Below are 19,340 nucleotides of genomic sequence, written 5' to 3'. Positions count from 1 at the left end.
AAGAACAACGGCCTGCAGTGCGCGAACACATGCAAGCCGTTGATTTTTATGGTGGCCAAGGGCGGAATCGAACCACCGACACGCGGATTTTCAATCCGCTGCTCTACCAACTGAGCTACTTGGCCTGGGATGCTGCCTGTTGCAGGAAGCCTCTTGGCCCGTGGGCCGCGTCATCCTCCTGCACCCGCTCGGCAAGCCGACCGGAAGCCAGCAATGATACGTGAAATCGCCCAGTGCGCAAAACCGATCCGCTACTTTGCGTAACGCGCCGCGGCGGCTGCATGGCGCTGGGCGATCCGCTTGCGCAGACCCTCGGGCGAAACCACCTCCACCTGCTCGCCGTGGCGCAGGATGTCCATCTCCAGTTCGGGCGTGCCGGCGTAGGGGAGCTTCAGTTCGTAGCGGCCGTCGTCCAGCGTGCGGGCCTCCTGCTTCGGGTGCCAGATCTCGGCGCTCACCCAGCGCGCGGCTTCGGGGCTGAAGCGCAGCACCGCCCAGCGCAGCGCCTTACCGCGGTAGATGCCGTAGCCCGCGCCCAGTTCGCGGTCGAGCTCGGTCTGCGAGATGTTGCGGGCCCGCCGGTCGATCATCTTCGCGTCCTCGATCGCGTCCAGCGCGAAGACCCGCAGCGATTCGGTCTTGTGGCACCAGGCGTCCAGGTACCAGGTGTTGCGGTAGTGCACCAGCCGCTGGGGGGAGATCTCGCGCCGGCCGCGCTCGTTGCGGCCCCGGGTGTAATAGGCGATGTCCAGCCGGTGACGCTGCACCAGGGCGCTGCCGACAAGCTCGAACCACTTGGCGGACACCGGCCGGTTCTGCGAGGGGATCACGCGGACCCGTTTCATCACCTCCTGGGCGCTGCCGGCGGAGGAGTCGAGCATGCCGTTCAGGCGCGCCATCAGCGGCGCGATCTGCGGGCCCAGCAGGCCGCCGGTGTCCAGCTCCTCCAGCAGCCGGTGCATGGTCAGCAGCGCGTGGATTTCCTGCGCGTTGAACCAGAGCCCGGGCAGCTCGTACTGGGGGCCGGCGCCGCTGCGGTCGAAGGCGTAGCCGCCGCGGTCGTTGTCGAAGACGATCGGCGCGTTGAGCCGGTCCCGCAGGTAGGCCAGGTCGCGCTTGAGCGTGGCCCAGGAGATCTCGAGCTCGTCGAGCAGTTCCTGTCGGGGGACGGCGCCGCGCTGGTGGATGAGCTGGTCGATCCGATAGAGGCGTTCGGTGCGGTTCATACGGTCTCCGGGCCGGGTGGGCTCAGGACGTGAGCCTGCTTCCCGGCGAGACTAGTACGCCGGGCCCGGCCTGTCCAGCCGGCAGGGCCCTGCTGCCGGCCGCCATATAATCGCCCCATGTACCGGACCACGACGGATGGCGCCTTCGACGCGCTGGTCATCGGCCGCGGCGCCATCGGCGCCACCGCCGCGCTCGGGCTCGCCCGCGCGGGGCTCCGGGTCGGCCTGGCCGGCCCGGCGCAGCCAGCGGCGCGCCCGCCGGCCTCGCCCGATCGATGGGATCCGAGGGTGTTCGCGATCTCGCCCGCTTCACGGGCGCTGCTCGAGCGGCTGCGGGTCTGGGATGCGCTGGACGCGGCCCGGGTGGCGCCCGTCTACGACATGCGCATCTACCCGAACGCGCGTCCCGGGGCGCCGGAGCTGCATTTCGGCGCCTACGAGGCCTGCGTCGATGCGCTCGCCTGGATCGTCGAGGGCGACAACCTGTCGGGCGCGCTCGAACGTGCGCTGTCCTTCGCCGGCGTCGTGCCGGTCGACGGCGAGGTGGAGGCGGTCGACGCATCCGACCCGGTAGAGGCAAAGGTGAGCCTCGCCGGCGGGCGCGCGTTGCGCGCGAAGCTGCTGGTCGGCGCCGACGGCGCGCGCTCGCCGCTGCGCTCGATGCTCGGCATCGCCGCCAGCGAGCGCGCCTACCCGCAGCGCGCCGTGGTGGCCAATTTCGAGACCGGCCTGCCGCACCGCGACTGCGCCTGGCAGTGGTTCGGCGATCACGGCATCCTCGCGCTGCTGCCGCTGCCCGGCCAGCGCTGCAGCATCGTCTGGTCGGCGCCCGAGGCGCTGGCGGAGGAACTGCTGGCGCTGGACGCGGAGGCCTTCGCCGAGCGCGTCGGCCAGGCCTCCTGGAACGTGCTTGGCGGCATGCGCACCATCACGCCGCCGCAGGCCTTCCCGCTGCGGCTCGTCGAGGTGGACCGCACCATCGGGCCGCGCGCGGTGCTGATCGGCGACGCGGCGCACGTGGTGCACCCGCTGTCGGGGCAGGGGATGAACCTGGGCTTCGGCGACGTCCAGGCGCTGATCGACGCGGTCGGCGCGCGCGAGCCCTTCCGCGACCCCGGCGACCGCCTGCTGCTGCGCCGCTACGAGCGCGCCCGGCGCGAGGCGGTCGCCACCATGCGCCTGACCACTGACGGTCTGCAGCGCCTGTTCGACGACGGCGCTGGCCTGCCGCTTCCCGGCCTGCTGCGTCCGCTGGTCGGCGCGCGCGAACTCGGCTGGCGAATGGTGGCAAGTTCTGCCTGGCTCAGGCGACGCCTGATCGCGCACGCCGCATCCTGAGCCGGCGTGCCAGCCTTCCTGAAGGAGTGATGATGTCCGTTTCGAAGCGGTTCCTGCAGCCTGCGCTGCGCAAGGCCGCACTCGCGCTGTGCGTGCCCCTGCTCCTGGCCGCAGCCGCGCCGGCCTTCGCCCAGACCGCCGCCTCGGCCGCGGACGCGCCCGGGGCCGCGCCGGTGCGCGCCGGTGTCGAGGCCTGGTTCAAGGGCCGCTACAAGGTCGACGAGCTCCGGCGCACGCCGATCCCGGGCATCTGGGAAGTGCGCATCGGCAAGGACCTGATCTATGTCGACGACAAGGGGCAGCATGCCTTCGTCGAAGGCAATCTGGTCGACATGCGCAGCAATCGCAACCTTACCCGCGAGCGCACCGACGAACTGCTCACGATCGACTTCAGCACGCTGCCGCTGGGCATCGCGATCAAGCAGGTGATCGGCAACGGCAAGCGCACGATGGCGGTCTTCGAGGATCCCAACTGCGGCTACTGCCGGAAGATGCGCCAGGACATGGTTGGCCTGAAGGACGTCACGATCTACACCTTCGTGATCCCCATCCTGTCGGCGGATTCCGAGGTGAAGGCGAAGAAGGCGCTGTGCGCGGACGACAAGGGGCGCGCCTGGAGCGACATGATGCTGCAGGGCAAGGTGCCCGGCAACGCGGGCAGCTGCGAGACGCCGCTGGTGAAGCTGAAGGAGCTCGCGCAGAAGCTTGGCGTGAGCGCCACGCCGACCACCTTCTTCCAGAATGGCCGCCGGCTGCAGGGTTACGTCCCCGCGGCCCAGTTCGAGCGGCTGCTCGAAGAGAACTCGAAGAGCTGAAGCGCGGGGCGCCGGCGGGGGAGCGGCTCAGGGGCGTCGCTCAGGGGCGTCGCTCAGGGGCGCGGCTCCAGCAGCCACATCCGTCCCGGCTGCTTCATCAGCCCCGCGCCGCGCGCGGCGCGCTCTCCGGCGCCCCAGAACAGGTCGGCGCGCACCGTTCCCACGATCGCCGCGCCGGTGTCCTGGGCCACCACCAGACGCTGCAGCGTCGAGCCGTCCAGCGGGTCGGTGGTGTCCAGCCAGAGCAGCGCGCCCGGCGGCACCCGCTTCGGATCGACCGCCACCGATCGCATCGGCGTCAGCGGCACGCCCAGCGAGCCGGGCGGACCGGCCTCGGGCGGCGCTGGCGGCAGCTCGCGGAAGAAAATGTAGCGCGGATTCGATCGCATCACTGCGGGCGCGTCCGCGGGGTTGGCGCGCAGCCACTCCTTGATGCTCCCGGCGTTGACGTCGGCGGCGGGCAGCGCGCCGCGCGCCACCAGCACCGAGCCGATCGCCCGGTAGCCCAGGCCGTTGTCGCCGCCGTAGCCCACCCGCATCACGCTGCCGTCGCGCAGCCGCACCCGTCCGGACCCCTGCACCTGCAGGAAAAAGGCTTCCACCGGGTCGTCCAGCCAGACCAGTTCCGAGCCGGCGAGCAGTCCGCTGGTCTCGATGCGCTCGCGCGAGGGCCGCGCCGCCATCACCGCGTCCGGCGGACGGCGGTACAGCGGAACCTGGCTGGCGGATTCGCGCACCCGGGTGCCGCTGAGCTCGGGTTCGTGGTATCCGGTGATCAGGCCGGTTGTGCCGCCGGCGTCGTCGGTCAGCGGCCTGACATTGAAGCGGGCCGAGATCCAGCCGACGAGGCCGGCCTCGTCCTTCGGCAGCTCCGCGCACAGCGCCGGCCAGGGCGCCGGCGGCCGGCGGCTCGCGCACTGCAGGGCGAGCGCGCCGCGCAGGCCGGCGAGGTTGTCGCCGCGCCAGCCGGGGAGGGCGGCTGGTGCCCCGGGGAGGAGGCTGGCATCGGGGGCCGTGGCCGCACTGGGGCGGACCGGCGCGGAGGCCGCTCCGCCTTCGACGCCCGGGACAGCCGGTGCGCGCGCGGCAGGTGTCGTGGCAGGTGTCGTGGCAGGTGTCGTGGCCGGTGTCGTGGCCGGCGCGGCCGCGCCGTCGGCCTGGCCCGGGTAAGCGCCCGCCGGGCCTGCCGACGGTGGCTGGGTCGGCGAGGGCGCAGTGCAGCCCGCAAGGGCCAGAGACAGAGCCAGGGCCGCGCCGGCCAGGGCAATAGAATCACGCTTCACGGAGAGAACGAACATGTGGGTTGTCTATCTGGAGGCCGCGGGAATCCTCGTCCTCGTGCTGTTGCTCGTCTGGTGGACGATGAAGGACCGCAAGTGAGTGTGCGCGCGCCCCGTCCCGGCTGACTGTCCGCGCCACGGTCCGGCGAGCGTCCGCGCCGCAATTCCGGCGCCCGCCCATGCCGCAGCTCCCGAGGCCGCGGTTGCCTCGCGCCCCGCTCAGTGCAGCGTGCGAGGCACCGCCAGCGCGAACTCCGGAATCGGCGCCTCGAAGCGTTCGCCGTCCTCGGCCACGCAGAAGTAGCTGCCCCGCATCGACCCGGTCGACGTTGCGAGCTGGCTTCCGCTGCCGTACTCGAAGCTCTGCCCCGGACCGAGCAGCGGCTGCTGGCCGACGACGCCCAGGCCCTTCACCTCGACGACCCGTCCATTGGCGTCGGTGATGATCCAGTGCCGGCTGATCAGCTGCGCAGGCACGGTGCCGGTATTGGTGACGCGCACCTTGTAGGCGAAGGTGTAGTCGCCGTCCTCCGGCCTGGACTGCTCCGGCAGGTAACGGCTCTCCACCGTCACCGTCATCGCATAGCGGCGCTCGCTCACGGATCTGGGCTCTTGGGTTGAAGATAGAATCGCATTCTATTCACATTCCCGGGCCCGTACCGGTCGGCCGCGCGGCATCGTGCCAGGCCTCCGGCGGCGTCGCACCGACCTTCCGCAGCCATCATGACCACCTCCAAGCGCAGCTTCCGGATCGCCCCGAGCATCCTGTCCGCCGATTTCGCCCGCCTCGGGGAGGAGGTCCGTGCGGTCGAGGCCGCAGGCGCCGACCTGATCCACTTCGACGTCATGGACAACCATTACGTGCCCAACCTCACGGTCGGGCCGATGGTCTGCGAGGCGGTGCGCCCGCACGTGAAGATCCCCATCGACGTGCACCTGATGGTCAGGCCGGTCGATCGCATCGTCGGCGACTTCGCCCGGGCCGGCGCGAACATCATCACCTTCCACCCCGAGGCCTCGGAACACGTCGACCGCACGCTGGCGCTGATCCGCGAAGCGGGCTGCAAGGCCGGGCTGGTCTTCAATCCGGCCACGCCGCTGACCTGGCTCGACCACGTGATGGACAAGCTGGACATGGTGCTGCTGATGTCCGTGAATCCCGGCTTCGGCGGCCAGAAGTTCATTCCGGCCACGCTGCCCAAGCTGCGCGCGGTGCGCGCCCGCATCGACGCCTGGCAGGCGGCAGGCGGCCAGGAGATCCGCCTGGAGGTCGATGGCGGCGTGAAGGTCGACAACATCGCCGAGGTCGCGGCGGCGGGCGCGGACACCTTCGTCGCCGGGTCGGCGGTCTTCAGCGCCCCCGACGCCGACGGGGGCTACCGCGGCGTGATGGGCCGGCTGCGCGCGGCGCTCGGCGCCTGATCCGGGCGCCCGCGCTCGTGCACGCGTCCAGTGGCTTGGGGCCGGCGGTTCAGACGTCGGTCCGCAAGGGCCAGGCGCTGCGCGCCCGCGCGGTCATCCTCGATCTCGACGGCACCCTGCTCGACACCGCGGCCGACCTCGCTGCGGCGGTCAACGCGATGCTCGCGGATGCCGGTCGTCCGACCCTGCCCACGGCGCGGGTCGCGGCCTACGTCGGCAAGGGCGCCGCGGTGCTGGTGCACCGCGCGCTGACCGACGACCCGGCGGGACGCGCCCCCGAAGCCGAGTTCGAGCCCGCCTACCGCGCCTTCCTCGAGCACTACCGCGTGGAGAACGGCCGCCATGCCGTCCTCTACCCCGGCGTGCTGGCGGGACTGGATGCGATGCGCGCCAAGGGCCTGCGCCTGGCGGTGGTCACCAACAAGCCGTCGGTCTTCATCGCCCCGCTGCTGGAGCAATGCGGCATCGCGCACTACTTCGAGCTGGTCGTCGGCGGCGACAGCCTGCCACGCAGGAAGCCCGACCCCCTGCCGATGCTGCACGTCTGCGAGGCCTTCGGGCTCGAGCCCGCGCAGGTGGTGGCGATCGGCGACTCGCTCAACGACGCGCTCGCGGCGCGCGCCGCCGGCATGCCGGTGCTGGCCGTTCCGTATGGCTACAACGAAGGCCACGATGTGCGATCGCTGGACGTCGATGCTATAGTTTCCTCGCTGCTCGAAGCAGCCGGCCTGATCGAAGCCTGCGCCTGATCGGCGCGTTTTCCCGGGCCCCTCCGCAACTCCAGTCAGTCCTTCAATCCAACATGCGTCCTCGTCGGGAAGAGTCGAAGGTTCGGGCCTGCAGGTCCAGCCGCTGGTGGTGCTGGCGTCACTGATCGGCGCGGCGTCGCGCGGCATGACGACGCACACTCTTCCGACACCAAGTTTGCGCAGCCCCCGCCGGCAGGTGAGGGACAATGCGCGTCGCGGGCCCCAGGCCGGCCCGCAACCCGGGGAACACGCATGACCGAACTCGAATTCCGGGCGATCGCCGCCCAGGGCTACAACCGCATTCCGCTGCTGCTGGAGTGCTTTGCAGACCTCGACACGCCGCTGTCGCTCTACCTGAAGCTCGCCCACAAGCCGTTCAGCTTCCTGCTGGAATCGGTGGTCGGCGGCGAGCGCTTCGGCCGCTACTCCTTCATCGGCCTGCCCGCAACGACGATGATCCGCTCGACGGACACCGGCGCCGAGGTGGTTCGACACGGCCAGGTCATCGAGCGCTTCGAGGGCAACCCGCTCGACTTCATCGACACCTACCGCGCCCGCTTCAAGGTGGCGGTCCGCCCCGGTCTGCCGCGCTTCTGCGGCGGCCTTGCCGGCTATTTCGCCTACGACACGGTGCGCTGGATCGAGCCCAGGCTGGCGGGGGTGTCCAAGCCCGATCCGGTCGGCGTGCCCGACATCCTGCTGCTGCTCACCGAAGAGCTGGCGATCGTCGACAACATCGCGGGCAAGATCTACCTGATGGTCTACGCGGACCCGTCCGAGCCCGAGTCCTACCAGAAGGCGCACAAGCGGCTGCGCGACCTGCGCCTGAAGCTGCGCCAGCCGGTGGACGTGCCGGTGAGCAGCGGCAGCTACGAGACTGCCATCCAGCGCGACTTCCCGAAGGAAAAGTACCTGGAGGCGGTGCTCAAGGCCAAGGACTACATCATGGCCGGCGACATGATGCAGGTGCAGGTCGGCCAGGTGCTGCGCAAACCCTTCCTCGACTCGCCGCTCACGCTGTACCGGGCGCTGCGCTCGATCAACCCGTCGCCCTACATGTACCTGTACAACTTCGGCGACTTCCACGTGGTGGGCGCGTCGCCGGAGATCCTGGTGCGCCAGGAGCGCATGAACGACGGCGGCGACCGGGTCACCATCCGCCCGCTGGCCGGCACCCGCAAGCGCGGCGGCACGCCGCTGGAAGACGAAGCGATCGCCGCCGAGCTGCTCGCCGATCCAAAGGAGCGCGCCGAGCACGTGATGCTGATCGACCTGGCCCGCAACGACATCGGCCGCATCGCCGAGATCGGCAGCGTCAAGGTCACCGACCAGATGGCCATCGAGAAGTACTCGCACGTGATGCACATCGTCTCCAACGTCGAGGGCCGGATGAAGCCCGGCACCGGACCGCTGGACGTGCTGCGCGCCACCTTCCCCGCGGGCACGCTGTCGGGCGCGCCCAAGATCCGCGCGATGGAGATCATCGACGAGCTTGAGCCCACCAAGCGCGGCATCTACGGCGGCGCCTGCGGCTACATCTCGTTCGTCGGCGACCTCGACCTCGCCATCGCCATCCGCACCGGAATCATCAAGGACGGCATGCTCTACGTGCAGGCAGCCGCCGGCGTGGTCGCCGACTCGGTGCCCGAGAGCGAGTGGATGGAGACCGAGAACAAGGCGCGCGCGGTGCTGCGCGCCGCCGAGCTGGTCCAGGCCGGGCTGGAGTAAGGGGGCTGCCATGCTGCTGATGATCGACAACTACGACAGCTTCACCTTCAACCTGGTGCAGTACCTCGGGGAACTCGGCGCCGACGTGCACACGGTGCGCAACGACGAGATCACGCTCGACGAGATCGAGTCGATGGCGCCCGAGCGCATCGTGATCTCGCCCGGACCCTGCACGCCGAACGAAGCCGGCATCTCGGTGCCGCTGCTGAAGCACTTCGCCGGCCGCCTGCCCATCCTCGGTGTGTGCCTCGGGCACCAGTCGATCGGCGCGGCGTTCGGCGGCAAGGTGGTGCGCGCCCGCGAGGTGATGCACGGCAAGACCTCGCCCTGCGAGCACACCGGCGTCGGCGTGTTCCGCGGGCTGCCCAATCCGTTCACGATCACCCGCTACCACTCACTGGCGATCGAGCGCGCGTCGCTGCCCGACTGCCTCGAGATCACCGCCTGGACCGCCGACGGCGAGATCATGGGTGTGCGCCATCGCGAGCACGCGATCGAGGGCGTGCAGTTCCATCCGGAGTCCATCCTCACCGAGCACGGCCACGCGCTGCTCAAGAACTTCCTCGAACTCGAGATGGAGAAGGCCTGATGTCCATCACCCCGCAGGAGGCGCTCACGCGCGTCATCGAGCATCGTGAGATCTTCCACGACGAGATGCTCGACCTGATGCGCAAGCTCATGAACGGCGAGCTCTCGCCGGTCGTGATGTCGGCGCTGCTCACCGGGCTGCGCGTCAAGAAGGAGACGGTCGGCGAGATCGCTGCCGCCGCGCAGGTGATGCGCGAGTTCGCCAGCAAGGTCGAAGTCGACGGCGGCCCGCACTTCGTCGACGTGGTCGGCACCGGCGGCGACGGCTCCCATACCTTCAACATCTCCACCACCTCGGTGTTCGTGGTGGCTGCGGCAGGCGCCACGGTTGCCAAGCACGGCGGCCGCGGGGTGTCGTCCAAGTCCGGCAGCGCCGACGCGCTCGAGGCGCTGGGCGTCAACCTGAACCTCACGTCGGAACAGGTCGCGCAGTGCATCCGCGAGTGCGGCATCGGCTTCATGTTCGCGCCCAACCACCATCCGGCGATGAAGAACGTCGCGGCGGTGCGGCGCGAGCTTGGCGTTCGCACCATCTTCAACATCCTCGGTCCGCTGACCAATCCGGCGGGCGCGCCCAACATCCTGCTCGGCGTGTTCCATCCCGACCTGGTCGGCATCCTGGTGCGCGTGCTGCAGCGCCTCGGCGCACGTCACGCGCTGGTCGTCTACGGCAAGGACGGCATGGACGAGGTCTCGCTGGGCGCCGGCACCCTGGTCGGCGAACTGCGCGACGGCGCGATCCGCGAGTACGAGATCCACCCCGAGGACTTCGGCCTGTCGATGGTCAGCAACCGGGGTCTGAAGGTGGCCGATGCCGTCGAGTCGAAGGCGATGATGCTCGAGGCGCTGTCCGGCCGGCCGGGCACGCCGCGTGAAATCGTCGTGCTCAACTCGGCGGCGGCGCTGTATGCGGCCGACGTCGTGCCGAGCATCGAGGCCGGCATCCAGAAGGCGCGCGAGGCGATCGAGAGCGGCGCGGCCCGCGCGAAACTCGACGCCTTCGTGCGCTTCACCCAGCAGTTCTCGGGCTGAGCGCCCGCGAACGCTTCCCCATCAGGGTCCCGAGCATGTCCGACATCCTCCAGCGCATCGTCGCAGTCAAGCACCAGGAGGTCGCGCAGGCCCTTGCCGAGCGCGATCTCGCCTCGCTGCGCCGCGACGCCGAGCACTCCGCAGCCGATCACGGCGCCATCCGCCCGCGCGGCTTCGAGGGCGCGCTGCGCGCGAAGATCGCCGCCGGACGCGCCGCGGTGATCGCCGAGATCAAGAAAGCCAGCCCCAGCAAGGGCGTGCTGCGCGAGGACTTCGATCCCCCGGTGATCGCATCCAGCTACGCCGAGGCGGGCGCGGCCTGCCTGTCGGTGCTCACCGATCGCCAGTTCTTCCAGGGCGCTCCCGAGTACCTCGTGCAGGCGCGCGCCGCCTGCGAGCTCCCGGTGCTGCGCAAGGATTTCCTGATCGATCCCTACCAGGTCTACGAGGCGCGCGTGATGGGTGCCGACTGCATCCTGCTGATCGCCTCCGCGCTCGACGACGCGCTGATGGCCGAGCTCGAGGCCTGCGCGCTGTCGCTCGGCATGGACGTGCTGGTCGAGGTGCATGACGGCGACGAGCTCGATCGCGCGCTGCGCCTGAAGACCCCGCTGCTGGGCATCAACAACCGCAACCTGCGCACCTTCGAGGTGTCGCTGCAGAACACGCTCGACCTGCTGCCGCGGATCCCCGCCGACCGGCTGGTGGTCACGGAGAGCGGCATCCTCTCGCGCGAGGATGTCCAGCGCATGCGCGCCGCCAGGGTTCATGCCTTCCTGGTCGGTGAGGCCTTCATGCGCGCGCGCGATCCGGGCCAGGCGCTGCGGGCACTGTTCGACTGACCGGGGGCCCGGCCGGGTCCGCCCAGGCCGGGCGGACTCCCGCGCCTGCGTTTCCCTCCGGGGCGGGTCGCTCCTTCCTCGCCGGCCCCACCTTCCTCCCCGGCCCCACCCGCGGACCATCTCCCCCATTCGGGTGATGCGCGGGCCCCGGCGCTCGCGCAAATTTCCCGGTGACGCCGGGGCATCCGATCATCCGGCGCTCCAGAACACGAGGCGGGCGGCTGCGCCGTCCGTCCGGACAACAGCGCGGACAGGGAGACGGCAATGGCTGTGATCAACGGAACATCCGGCAACGATTCGCTGGTCGGCACGGCCGGCAACGACACGCTCATCGGGCTCGCCGGCATGGACACCCTGCAGGGGCTTGCGGGCGACGACTCGCTGGCCGGCGGCGACGGGATCGATTTCCTGGAGGGCGGGCCCGGCAACGATACGCTCGATGGCGGCGGCAGCTTCGATCTTGCCGATTACCGCAATTCCGCAGGGGCGGTGGTGGTCAGCCTGGCCACCGGCATCGCCACTGGGGACGGCACCGACGCGCTGGTCGGGATCGAGGGCGCCATTGCCTCGGCATTCGCCGACCGCCTGACTGGCGACGCAGGCGACAACCAGTTCCAGGGCCTGGAAGGCGTCGATACGATCGACGGCGGCGCCGGGAACGACCAGCTCTCCTACACGCTGGCTGGCTCGGCAGTGTCGGTCAACCTGGCGACCGGAGCGGTCACCGGACCCCATGGCGCGGACGTCTTCATCAACATCGAGGGCGCGGTCGGCTCGGCGTTCGGCGACCTGCTGGTCGGCGACGCCGGCAACAACTTCTTCCGGGGTGGCGGTGGCGACGACACCATCGACGGCGGCGCGGGCTTCGACACCGCCACCTACTCCTTCACGCCGGGGAGCGGGTTCACCGTCGACCTCGCCGCCGGCACCGCCACCGGCGGCGGCGCGACCGACACGCTGGTGTCGATCGAGGCGGCGGACGGGAGCGACTTCTCCGACAGCCTGCTCGGCGACGATGGCGCCAATCGCCTCCGCGGCCTCGCCGGCGGCGATTATTTCGAGGGCCGGGGCGGAGACGACACCATCGACGGCGGCGGCAACGTCGACGGCGAAACCTTCGACATCGCCTCCTACGTGGGCGCCACCGGGCCGGTGACGGCCGCGATGGACACCGGGGCAGGGTCGGGCACGGCGACCGGATCTGGCGCTGGAACCGACGTCCTGATCGACATCGAGGGCTTGTACGGCTCGGCCTTCGACGATCGCTTGACCGGGAACGGCGAGGGCAACATGTTCCGCGGCGGGGGCGGCAACGACACGATGGACGGCGCCGCGGGCTTCGACTACGTCACCTACGCCAACTCGCCCGCCGGCGCGCTCGTGAACCTGGGTGCCGGCACGGCTTCCGATGGCTTCGGCGGCACCGACACGCTCGTCTCCATCGAAGCGGCGCTCGGTTCGGCGCATGCCGACACCATCGTCGGCGGCGCGGGCGCCGAGTACCTCCGCGGCAGCGGCGGCGACGACAGCCTCGACGGCGGCGCTGGCAACGACATTGTCGACTACCGGTTCGCGCCCGCGGGGGTCTTCGCCAGCCTCGCCGAGGGCCGTTCCTCCGGCGGCGACGGCAACGACGTGCTGGCCGGCCTCGAATCCGTCTACGGCAGCGAACACGACGACGTCCTCGAGGGCGACGCCAAGGCCAATCTCCTGCGCGGCCGCGGCGGCAACGACGTCCTGCGCGGCGGCGACGGCGCGGACTCGCTGCGCGGCGACGCCGGCAACGACACGCTGGAAGGCGGCGACAACGCCCTCTGGTTCGACATCGACCTCGCCGACTATCAGTTCGTCGGCAACGGCATCACGGTCAATCTCGTCACCGGGGTCGCGGATGCCGGTTCGGACGGCATCGACACCCTGGTCGGGATGGAGGGGGCCTTCGGCGGCGCGGGCAACGATCTCCTGGTCGGCGACGACGGCTATCTCAATTTCTTCCGCGGCGGCCTGGGCGACGACACCATCCAGGCGGGAGATGGTTACGACATCATCGACTACCAGTTCGGCGGCCCGACCGGAGGGGTCACCGTGGACCTGGCTGCCGGCACCGCCACCGGCGGTGCCGGCAATGACCAGCTCACCGGCATCGAGTCGGTGTGGGGCACCGCCTTTGCCGACCTGCTGATCGGCGGAGCCGGCGACGAGAACTTCCGCGGGAACGCCGGCAACGACACGCTGCGCGGTGGCGGCGGCCAGGACAGCGCGGATTACGGCGGCGCCAGCGGCGGGGTCAGCGTGGACCTGCAGGCGGGAAGCTCCAGCGGTCCCGACGGCAACGATGTCCTCGAGAGCATTGAGGAGGCGTTCGGATCGGCTCATGCCGACCTGCTGCTCGGCGATGCCGGCGACAACGGCTTCAGGGGCGGTCTCGGCAACGACACCATCGACGGCCGTTCCGGCACCGACACGGTCAGCTACACCATCGCGAGGGGCGCGGTGACCGTGAACCTGGCACAGGGGACGGCGACCGGCGCCGACGGAAACGACGCGCTCGCGGGCATCGAGAACGTGCTCGGCGGTCTGTTCAACGATCTGCTGGTCGGTGATGCCGGCGCCAACTGGCTGCGCGGCGACGACAGCGCCTTCGGCGGCGCGGGCGACGACACTCTGTCCGGCGGCGGCGGCGACGACACGCTGGAAGGCGCCGGCGGCACCGACACCGCGGCCTGGTCCGGGGCCGCGGCCGGCCACCGGCTGAGCTTCGCCGACGGCGCGTGGACCGTCACCGACCTGTCGGGTGCCAGCGGCACCGACACCGTGCTCCAGGTCGAGCGGCTGCAGTTCGCCGACCGCACCGTGATCGTCGAGGAGCGCGCGCTCGGCGGCTACGACGATGTCCCGGAGGACCTGTGGCACTTCTTCATCGTGGCCTTTGACGCCGCGCCCGGGGTCGCCTACATGGACCAGCTGGCGGAGGCCTCGCGATTCGGCATGAGCGTGAAGGAGATCGTCGACGTCTTCACGACCAAGCCGCAGTTCACCGAGGTCTACCCGGCGACGCTGGACCACCAGGCGCTGGCCGAGGCGATGGTGGCGAACATCGTCAAGGACAGCGCGGATGCCGCGGCCAAGCTGGAGGCGGTCAACGACATCGTCGAAGCCTTCGGAATCGGCTGGACCGCTGGCGACGTGATCTACAAGGTCTTTGGCAACCTGGCGACCAAGCCGCTGGACGACCCGCAGTGGGGCGGCACGGCGCGCCAGTTCCTGAACCAGGTGGAGGTGGCGAAGTACTACACCGAGGTGATGAACCAGAGCACCACCGACCTCCCCACGCTGCGCTCGGTGATCGATGCGGTCACGCCCGATTCGGACATCACGACCGCGGAGGCGCTGGTCGGGCTGATCGGGCAGGGGCTGCTGGAGGGCTAGCCCGGCTCATGGAGGGGCCGGCATGAGGCGCGTGCCTCATGCCGGCGGTCATCTGCGGGGCTGCGCGCGCGGCGTCTTCACCCCGAGCCAGCCTTCGGCCAGCCGGCGCGCCTGCGCGCCCGCCTTCGGGTCGACCGAAAGCCCTGCCTCGGTGGCCGGCGCCTCGACAAGCGTCAGTACCCGCTCGATCAGCTCGTCGCGCCGGAACGCATGCACCCGGACCGCCTGTCCCGCCCGGCGCCGGGCCAGCAGTGTCTTCAGCCCGCGTTCATCGACGCGCAGGCCGTCCACCGCCACGATCACGTCGCCGGCCGAAACCCCTGCGCGGTGGGCGGGACCGCCGCTCAGCGCCGTCGTGATCGTCAGGTCCCCGGCGCGCATCGCGCTGCGGATCCCCAGCCAGGCCGTTTCGCCCTCCGGCCGCTTCAGCTCCAGCGAAACGCCCGCCTCCTTCAGCAGCGCGGCCAGCGGCAGCTCGCCGGTGCCCTCGGTCCAGGCGCGCACCTCGCGGCCCAGGTCCAGGCCGGTCGCCTCCTCTAGCAGCGCCGGTATCTCGTCTTCGCCCACGCCCTTGCCCGCGCGGTCGAAGTCGCGCCCGTAGCGCTGCCACATCAGCCGCATCAGGTCGTCCAGCGAGCGGCGCCCGCCGGTGCGCGAGCGGATCGCCAGGTCCAGGCACAGCGCCACCAGCGCGCCCTTGGCGTAGTAGCTGACGATCGCGTTCGGCGAGTTCTCGTCCTGCCGGTAGTACTTGATCCACGCGTCGAAGCTTGATTCGGCCACGCTCTGCTCGTGCCGGCCTGGTCCGCGCAGCACCTGGGAGATGGTGTTGCCCAGCGCCTTCAGGTAATCGCCGGTGCCGATCACCCCGGCGCGCACCAGCATCAGGTCGTCGTAGTAGGAGGTGAACCCCTCGAACACCCAGAGCAGCCGCGTGTGGTTCTCGCGCTCCAGGTCGTAGGGTGCGAAGGCCTGCGGCTTGATGCGCTTGACGTGCCAGCTGTGGAAGTACTCATGGCTGGCCAGCCCGAGGAACTGCCGGTAGCCATCGGGCACTCCGGTCATGCCGGGCCAGGGCAGGTCGTCCCGCCGGCACAGCAGGGCGGTGCTCGACCGGTGCTCCAGCCCACCGTAGCCATCGCCGACGGCCATGGTCAGGAACAGGTAGCGCTCGAAGGGCGCCTTGCCCGAATCCGGCTCGAACAGCCGCACCTGAGCCTCGCAGACCGCCGCCAGATCCTTCCCCAGGCGCGCGGAGTCGCAGTCGTTCCGCCCGGTGATCGCCACCTCGTGCGGCACCCCTGCGGCCTCGAAGAGCAGCAGCGAGAACTCGCCCATTTCGACCGGATGGTCGAGCAGCTCGTCGTAGTCCGCCGCGCGGTAGCCGCCAAAGCCATGCGGCCTGGCGCCGGCCCGGGGCAGCGTGGTCGCCACTTTCCAGCCCGCAGAAGCCTCCCCCTGCGGCGGCTCGATCTCGACCAGGCAGGGCGAGGCCTCCTGCCCCAGCACCCGCAGGAAGACGCTCGTCCCGTTGAAGAAGCCGTGGCTTTCGTCGAGGTGCGCCGCGCGCACCGACAGATCCCAGGCGTAGACCCGGTAGACGAGTTCGAGCGGGCCCGCGCAGCGAGCGGCGCGCCAGCCGTGCTTGTCCACCTTCTCCAGCCGGACGCGCCGTCCCGCCGAGCGGGCCTCGATGCGACCGATGTGGCGCGCGAATTCCCGGATCATGTAGCTGCCGGGAATCCACGCGGGCAGCGCAAAGAGCTGGCCCGCGGGGTCGGGGCGATCGACCGTCAGGCTTACCTCGAAGAGGTGGGCGGCGGGGTCGACCGGTCGGATCCGGTAGCGGATCGGGGTTTCTTTCTTGCTGCGTGCCATCGTGGTCGGCGTCCCGGCGCTTCAGCGGTTGACGTCGACCACCAGCCGCCCGCGCACCTTGCCGGCCAGCACGTCGGCGCCGCGTGCGATCGCCTCACCCAGCCCGATCTCGGTGGTGATCGCCTGCAGCCTGGAGAGATCGAGCTCCCTCGCCAGGCGCTGCCAGGCCTCGGCGCGGTCCGTCATCGGGCACATCACCGAGTCGACGCCGATCAGCTTCACGCCGCGCAGGATGAAGGGTGCGACGGAACTCGGGAAGTCCATCCCCTGCGCCAGTCCGCAGGCCGCCACGGTGCCGCGGTAGCGGGTCTGCGCGCACGCATTGGCCAGCGTGTGCGAGCCCACGCAGTCGACGACCCCGGCCCAGCGCTCCTTCTGCATCGGTTTGCCGGGTTCGGACAGCTCCTTGCGGTCGATCACCTCGGCGGCGCCGAGCGACTTCAGGTAGTCGGCCTCGGCAGTGCGGCCGGTGGAGGCGATCACCCGGTAGCCGCGGCCCGCCAGCAGTGCGATCGCCACGCTGCCGACGCCGCCGGCCGCGCCGGTCACCAGCACCTCGCCCTGGTCCGGCTGCACGCCCTGCCGGTCCAGCGCCATCACGCAGAGCATCGCCGTGTAGCCGGCCGTGCCGATCGACATCGCCTGCCGGGGCGTGAGCGGCGCGGGCAGTTGGAGCAGCCAGTCGCCTTTCAGGCGCGCCTTCTGCGCCAGGCATCCCCAGTGGGTCTCGCCGACGCCCCATCCGTTGAGCACAACCTTGTCCCCGGACTTGAAGCTCGCGTGCGTGCTCGACTCGACCGTGCCCGCGCCGTCGATCCCCGGCACCATCGGCCACTTGCGCACCACCGGCGAGCGGTTGGTCAGCGCGAGGCCGTCCTTGAAATTCAGCGTGGACCACTCCACGCGCACCACGACGTCGCCGTCGGCGGCGTGGGTGTCCAGTTCGGCGTCGTCGAGCGCGCGCAACGAAGCGTCGAACGCGCCGTCGGCGCTCTTCTGCAGATAAATGGCATTGAACATCGTTGGATTCCTTTGAATGTCCGGGCGCCGTTGTTGCGCCCGAGGTTCTGGGCAATCGGGTGGAAGGCGCAAGCGCCGGTTCACGCCGGCGGCGGGTCTTCCAGGTGCTGTCCCTTGATGGTCGCCGATCTGCCGCGAAACAGCGCGACGAGACCGCCCGCCTCGTTGGTGACCCGCACGTCGTAGACCCCTGAGCGCCCCGCGCGGTGCTGCTCTGCGGCTTCCGCAGTGAGGATCTCGCCGCCGAACGCAGGCGCCACGAAGTCGATGCCCGCGCTCGCCGCCACCGCCTTCTGGTTGTGACTGTTGCAGGCAAATGCGAACGCGGTGTCCGCGAGCAGGAACAGGTAGCCGCCGTGGCACACGCCGACGGCATTCACGAACTCGGGGCGCACCCGCATCCGGACGCGCGCGCGGCCAGGCGCCACCGCGACCGGCTCGATCCCCAGCGACCGCGCCGGCACGTCCTCTTCCCACATGCGACGGGCCACCGCCGAAACCTCGGGGGGCAGGGGCGTTGCGTGCTCGTTCATCGGATTCCTGTCGGGGGCGATGGAAGGCCGGCGCAGTGACGGGCATGGCTGGCAGGGCACCGGGGCGATGGCAGCCCGGGGGCTGACCAGCCCTCGGCCCCTCGTCGCGCCAGCCGGCCCCAGGGCGCGGGCCAGCGTAGCACAGCGATTCCCGGCCGCTATCATCTCCGGGCCGCCGAACAGGCGCCAACCGGAACCACGGAGAAGCCATGCCTTACGAAAACATCCTCGTCGACACCCGGGGCCGCGTCGGCCTCATCACGCTGAACCGGCCGAAGCAGTTGAACGCGCTGAACGACCGCCTGATGGACGAGCTCGGCGAGGCGCTTCTGGCCTTCGATGCCGACGAGGGCATCGGCGCGATCGTCATCACCGGCAGCGAGAAGGCCTTCGCGGCCGGCGCCGACATCGCCGCAATGGCCGGCTGGAGCTACATGGACGTCCACCGCAGCCAGTACATCACCCGCAACTGGGAGACGATCCGCCGCGTGCGCAAGCCGGTCATCGCCGCGGTGGCCGGCTTTGCCCTCGGCGGCGGCTGCGAGCTCGCCATGATGTGCGACATCGTCATCGCCGCCGACAGCGCCCGCTTCGGCCAGCCGGAGATCAAGCTGGGCGTGATCCCCGGCGCTGGCGGCACGCAGCGACTGCCGCGGGCGGTCTCGAAGGCCAAGGCCATGGATCTCTGCCTGACGGCACGTCTCATGGATGCCGCCGAAGCCGAGCGCTCCGGCCTGGTCTCCCGGGTGGTCCCCGCCGACCGCCTGCTCGACGAGGCGCTAGCCGCGGCACAGATCATTGCCGGCTTCTCGCTGCCGTCGGTGATGATGGCCAAGGAGGCCATCAACCGCGCCTATGAAGTGCCACTCGCCGAAGGCGTCACCTTCGAGCGCCGTGTCTTTCACTCGCTGTTCGCCACCGAGGACCAGAAGGAGGGAATGGCAGCCTTCCTGGAGAAGCGCGCACCCCAGTTCAGGCATCGATGAGCCGGAATTCTCCGGGCGTGGGCCCGCCCATCACGTCCGGCTCCGCAGCCCGATTTGCACGGCGTCGAAGGCCTTGTTATAGTTCTGCCTCTGCGCTGCCGGCGCACTTCCAGAAGCAGCCCAGCGAAAGCGAAGCGAGGCTTCAGGAACTGCCGGCAGGGTCCGAACGAAAGTCCCGGCAACAGCCGGCACCAAGTAGGACATGCAGCCCCTGGCGGGTGAGCGGAAATCGAAAGCGATGACCGACTTGACAGGGTGAAACAGAAGCTTCATAATTCCGCTTCTGTGCTGATGACGAACTTCAGTGAGTTGTCAGCGCCACGATCTTTAACAATTGAACAGCCGATAAGTGTGGGCGCGTCGATGAAGCGCTGAGCCACATGGCGAAGGAGTCCTTCGGGACGACGGAGCCAGTGGTCTCGGAAAATCGTAACGCTCACACGGTAAGAAGATATCCATCGGTCATTGCGAAAG

17 protein-coding genes and 1 tRNA gene are annotated in these 19,340 nt (G+C 70.1%); 10 read left to right on the top strand and 8 right to left on the bottom strand.

Annotated features, from left to right (window positions below; all coding sequences use genetic code 11):
- Positions 1-49: 49 nt before the first annotated feature.
- Positions 50-125 (bottom strand) — tRNA-Phe (locus HNQ70_RS19615).
- Positions 126-251: 126 nt separating this feature from the next.
- Complete coding sequence (locus HNQ70_RS19610) at positions 252-1,226, bottom strand: helix-turn-helix transcriptional regulator (RefSeq protein WP_183970780.1); 975 nt, start codon at positions 1,224-1,226, stop codon at positions 252-254.
- A 117-nt stretch (positions 1,227-1,343) separates the two neighbouring features.
- Between HNQ70_RS19610 and HNQ70_RS19605 the strand changes: the two genes are divergently transcribed.
- The gene (locus HNQ70_RS19605; protein WP_183970779.1) at positions 1,344-2,564 is read left to right on the top strand and encodes an FAD-dependent monooxygenase; all 1,221 of its coding nucleotides are present in this window, start codon (positions 1,344-1,346) and stop codon (positions 2,562-2,564) included.
- 32 nt (positions 2,565-2,596) lie between these two features.
- Positions 2,597-3,379 carry a DsbC family protein gene (locus HNQ70_RS19600; RefSeq protein ID WP_183970778.1) on the top strand — a complete coding sequence of 261 codons (783 nt, stop codon included), beginning with the start codon at positions 2,597-2,599 and terminating at the stop codon, positions 3,377-3,379.
- Positions 3,380-3,432: 53 nt separating this feature from the next.
- On the opposite strand, the gene mltA is transcribed toward HNQ70_RS19600, so the two are convergent.
- Both mltA and apaG read right to left on the bottom strand, forming a co-directional pair.
- Positions 3,433-4,677 carry a murein transglycosylase A gene (gene mltA, locus HNQ70_RS19595; protein WP_183970777.1) on the bottom strand — a complete coding sequence of 415 codons (1,245 nt, stop codon included), beginning with the start codon at positions 4,675-4,677 and terminating at the stop codon, positions 3,433-3,435.
- Positions 4,678-4,878: 201 nt separating this feature from the next.
- Positions 4,879-5,238, bottom strand: coding sequence for a Co2+/Mg2+ efflux protein ApaG (apaG, locus tag HNQ70_RS19590; protein WP_183970782.1), 360 nt, complete (start codon positions 5,236-5,238; stop codon positions 4,879-4,881).
- Positions 5,239-5,382: 144 nt separating this feature from the next.
- On the opposite strand from apaG, the gene rpe reads away from it, so the two are divergent.
- The 7 genes from rpe to HNQ70_RS19555 all read left to right on the top strand — a co-directional run bounded on the left by rpe (position 5,383) and on the right by HNQ70_RS19555 (position 14,449).
- Complete coding sequence (rpe, locus tag HNQ70_RS19585) at positions 5,383-6,081, top strand: ribulose-phosphate 3-epimerase (RefSeq protein WP_183970776.1); 699 nt, start codon at positions 5,383-5,385, stop codon at positions 6,079-6,081.
- Positions 6,082-6,116: 35 nt separating this feature from the next.
- Complete coding sequence (locus tag HNQ70_RS19580; protein ID WP_246435198.1) at positions 6,117-6,830, top strand: phosphoglycolate phosphatase; 714 nt, start codon at positions 6,117-6,119, stop codon at positions 6,828-6,830.
- 252 nt (positions 6,831-7,082) lie between these two features.
- Positions 7,083-8,558, top strand: coding sequence for an anthranilate synthase component I (gene trpE / locus HNQ70_RS19575; protein ID WP_183970775.1), 1,476 nt, complete (start codon positions 7,083-7,085; stop codon positions 8,556-8,558).
- Positions 8,559-8,568: 10 nt separating this feature from the next.
- Positions 8,569-9,147, top strand: a complete 579-nt coding sequence (locus tag HNQ70_RS19570) for an anthranilate synthase component II (protein ID WP_183970774.1) — start codon at positions 8,569-8,571, stop codon at positions 9,145-9,147.
- A complete protein-coding gene (gene trpD / locus HNQ70_RS19565) occupies positions 9,147-10,178 on the top strand; it encodes an anthranilate phosphoribosyltransferase (protein WP_183970773.1) in 1,032 nt (343 codons plus the stop codon). The genes HNQ70_RS19570 and trpD overlap by 1 nt, the downstream gene beginning before the upstream one ends.
- Before the next feature lie 35 nt (positions 10,179-10,213).
- Entirely contained in the window at positions 10,214-11,020 is an 807-nt protein-coding gene (gene trpC / locus HNQ70_RS19560) for an indole-3-glycerol phosphate synthase TrpC (protein ID WP_183970772.1), read from the top strand.
- A 264-nt stretch (positions 11,021-11,284) separates the two neighbouring features.
- On the top strand, positions 11,285-14,449 hold the full coding sequence (locus HNQ70_RS19555) for a beta strand repeat-containing protein (RefSeq protein WP_183970771.1): 3,165 nt from the start codon (positions 11,285-11,287) through the stop codon (positions 14,447-14,449).
- Between the two features lie 48 nt (positions 14,450-14,497).
- Here the strand turns inward: HNQ70_RS19555 and HNQ70_RS19550 are convergent, their stop codons facing one another.
- The 3 genes from HNQ70_RS19550 to paaI form a co-directional block, all read right to left on the bottom strand.
- Positions 14,498-16,327: a M61 family metallopeptidase gene (locus HNQ70_RS19550; protein WP_183970770.1), complete on the bottom strand. Its 1,830-nt coding sequence runs from the start codon at positions 16,325-16,327 to the stop codon at positions 14,498-14,500.
- 21 nt (positions 16,328-16,348) lie between these two features.
- Positions 16,349-17,347 carry an acrylyl-CoA reductase (NADPH) gene (gene acuI, locus HNQ70_RS19545; protein WP_183970769.1) on the bottom strand — a complete coding sequence of 333 codons (999 nt, stop codon included), beginning with the start codon at positions 17,345-17,347 and terminating at the stop codon, positions 16,349-16,351.
- Positions 17,348-17,427: 80 nt separating this feature from the next.
- Complete coding sequence (paaI, locus tag HNQ70_RS19540) at positions 17,428-17,880, bottom strand: hydroxyphenylacetyl-CoA thioesterase PaaI (protein ID WP_183970768.1); 453 nt, start codon at positions 17,878-17,880, stop codon at positions 17,428-17,430.
- 209 nt (positions 17,881-18,089) lie between these two features.
- On the opposite strand from paaI, the gene HNQ70_RS19535 reads away from it, so the two are divergent.
- Positions 18,090-18,866, top strand: a complete 777-nt coding sequence (locus tag HNQ70_RS19535; protein WP_183970767.1) for an enoyl-CoA hydratase — start codon at positions 18,090-18,092, stop codon at positions 18,864-18,866.
- A gap of 269 nt (positions 18,867-19,135) precedes the next feature.
- Here the strand turns inward: HNQ70_RS19535 and HNQ70_RS19995 are convergent.
- Positions 19,136-19,340: hypothetical protein (locus HNQ70_RS19995; RefSeq protein WP_221302917.1), on the bottom strand; the 205-nt coding region annotated here is incomplete at its 5' end.

Source organism: Quisquiliibacterium transsilvanicum (genome assembly GCF_014202215.1).
Lineage (GTDB): Bacteria > Pseudomonadota > Gammaproteobacteria > Burkholderiales > Burkholderiaceae_E > Quisquiliibacterium > Quisquiliibacterium transsilvanicum.
The sequence above is the reverse complement of the archived record's forward strand: the minus strand, read 5'-3'. Positions and strand labels throughout refer to the sequence as shown.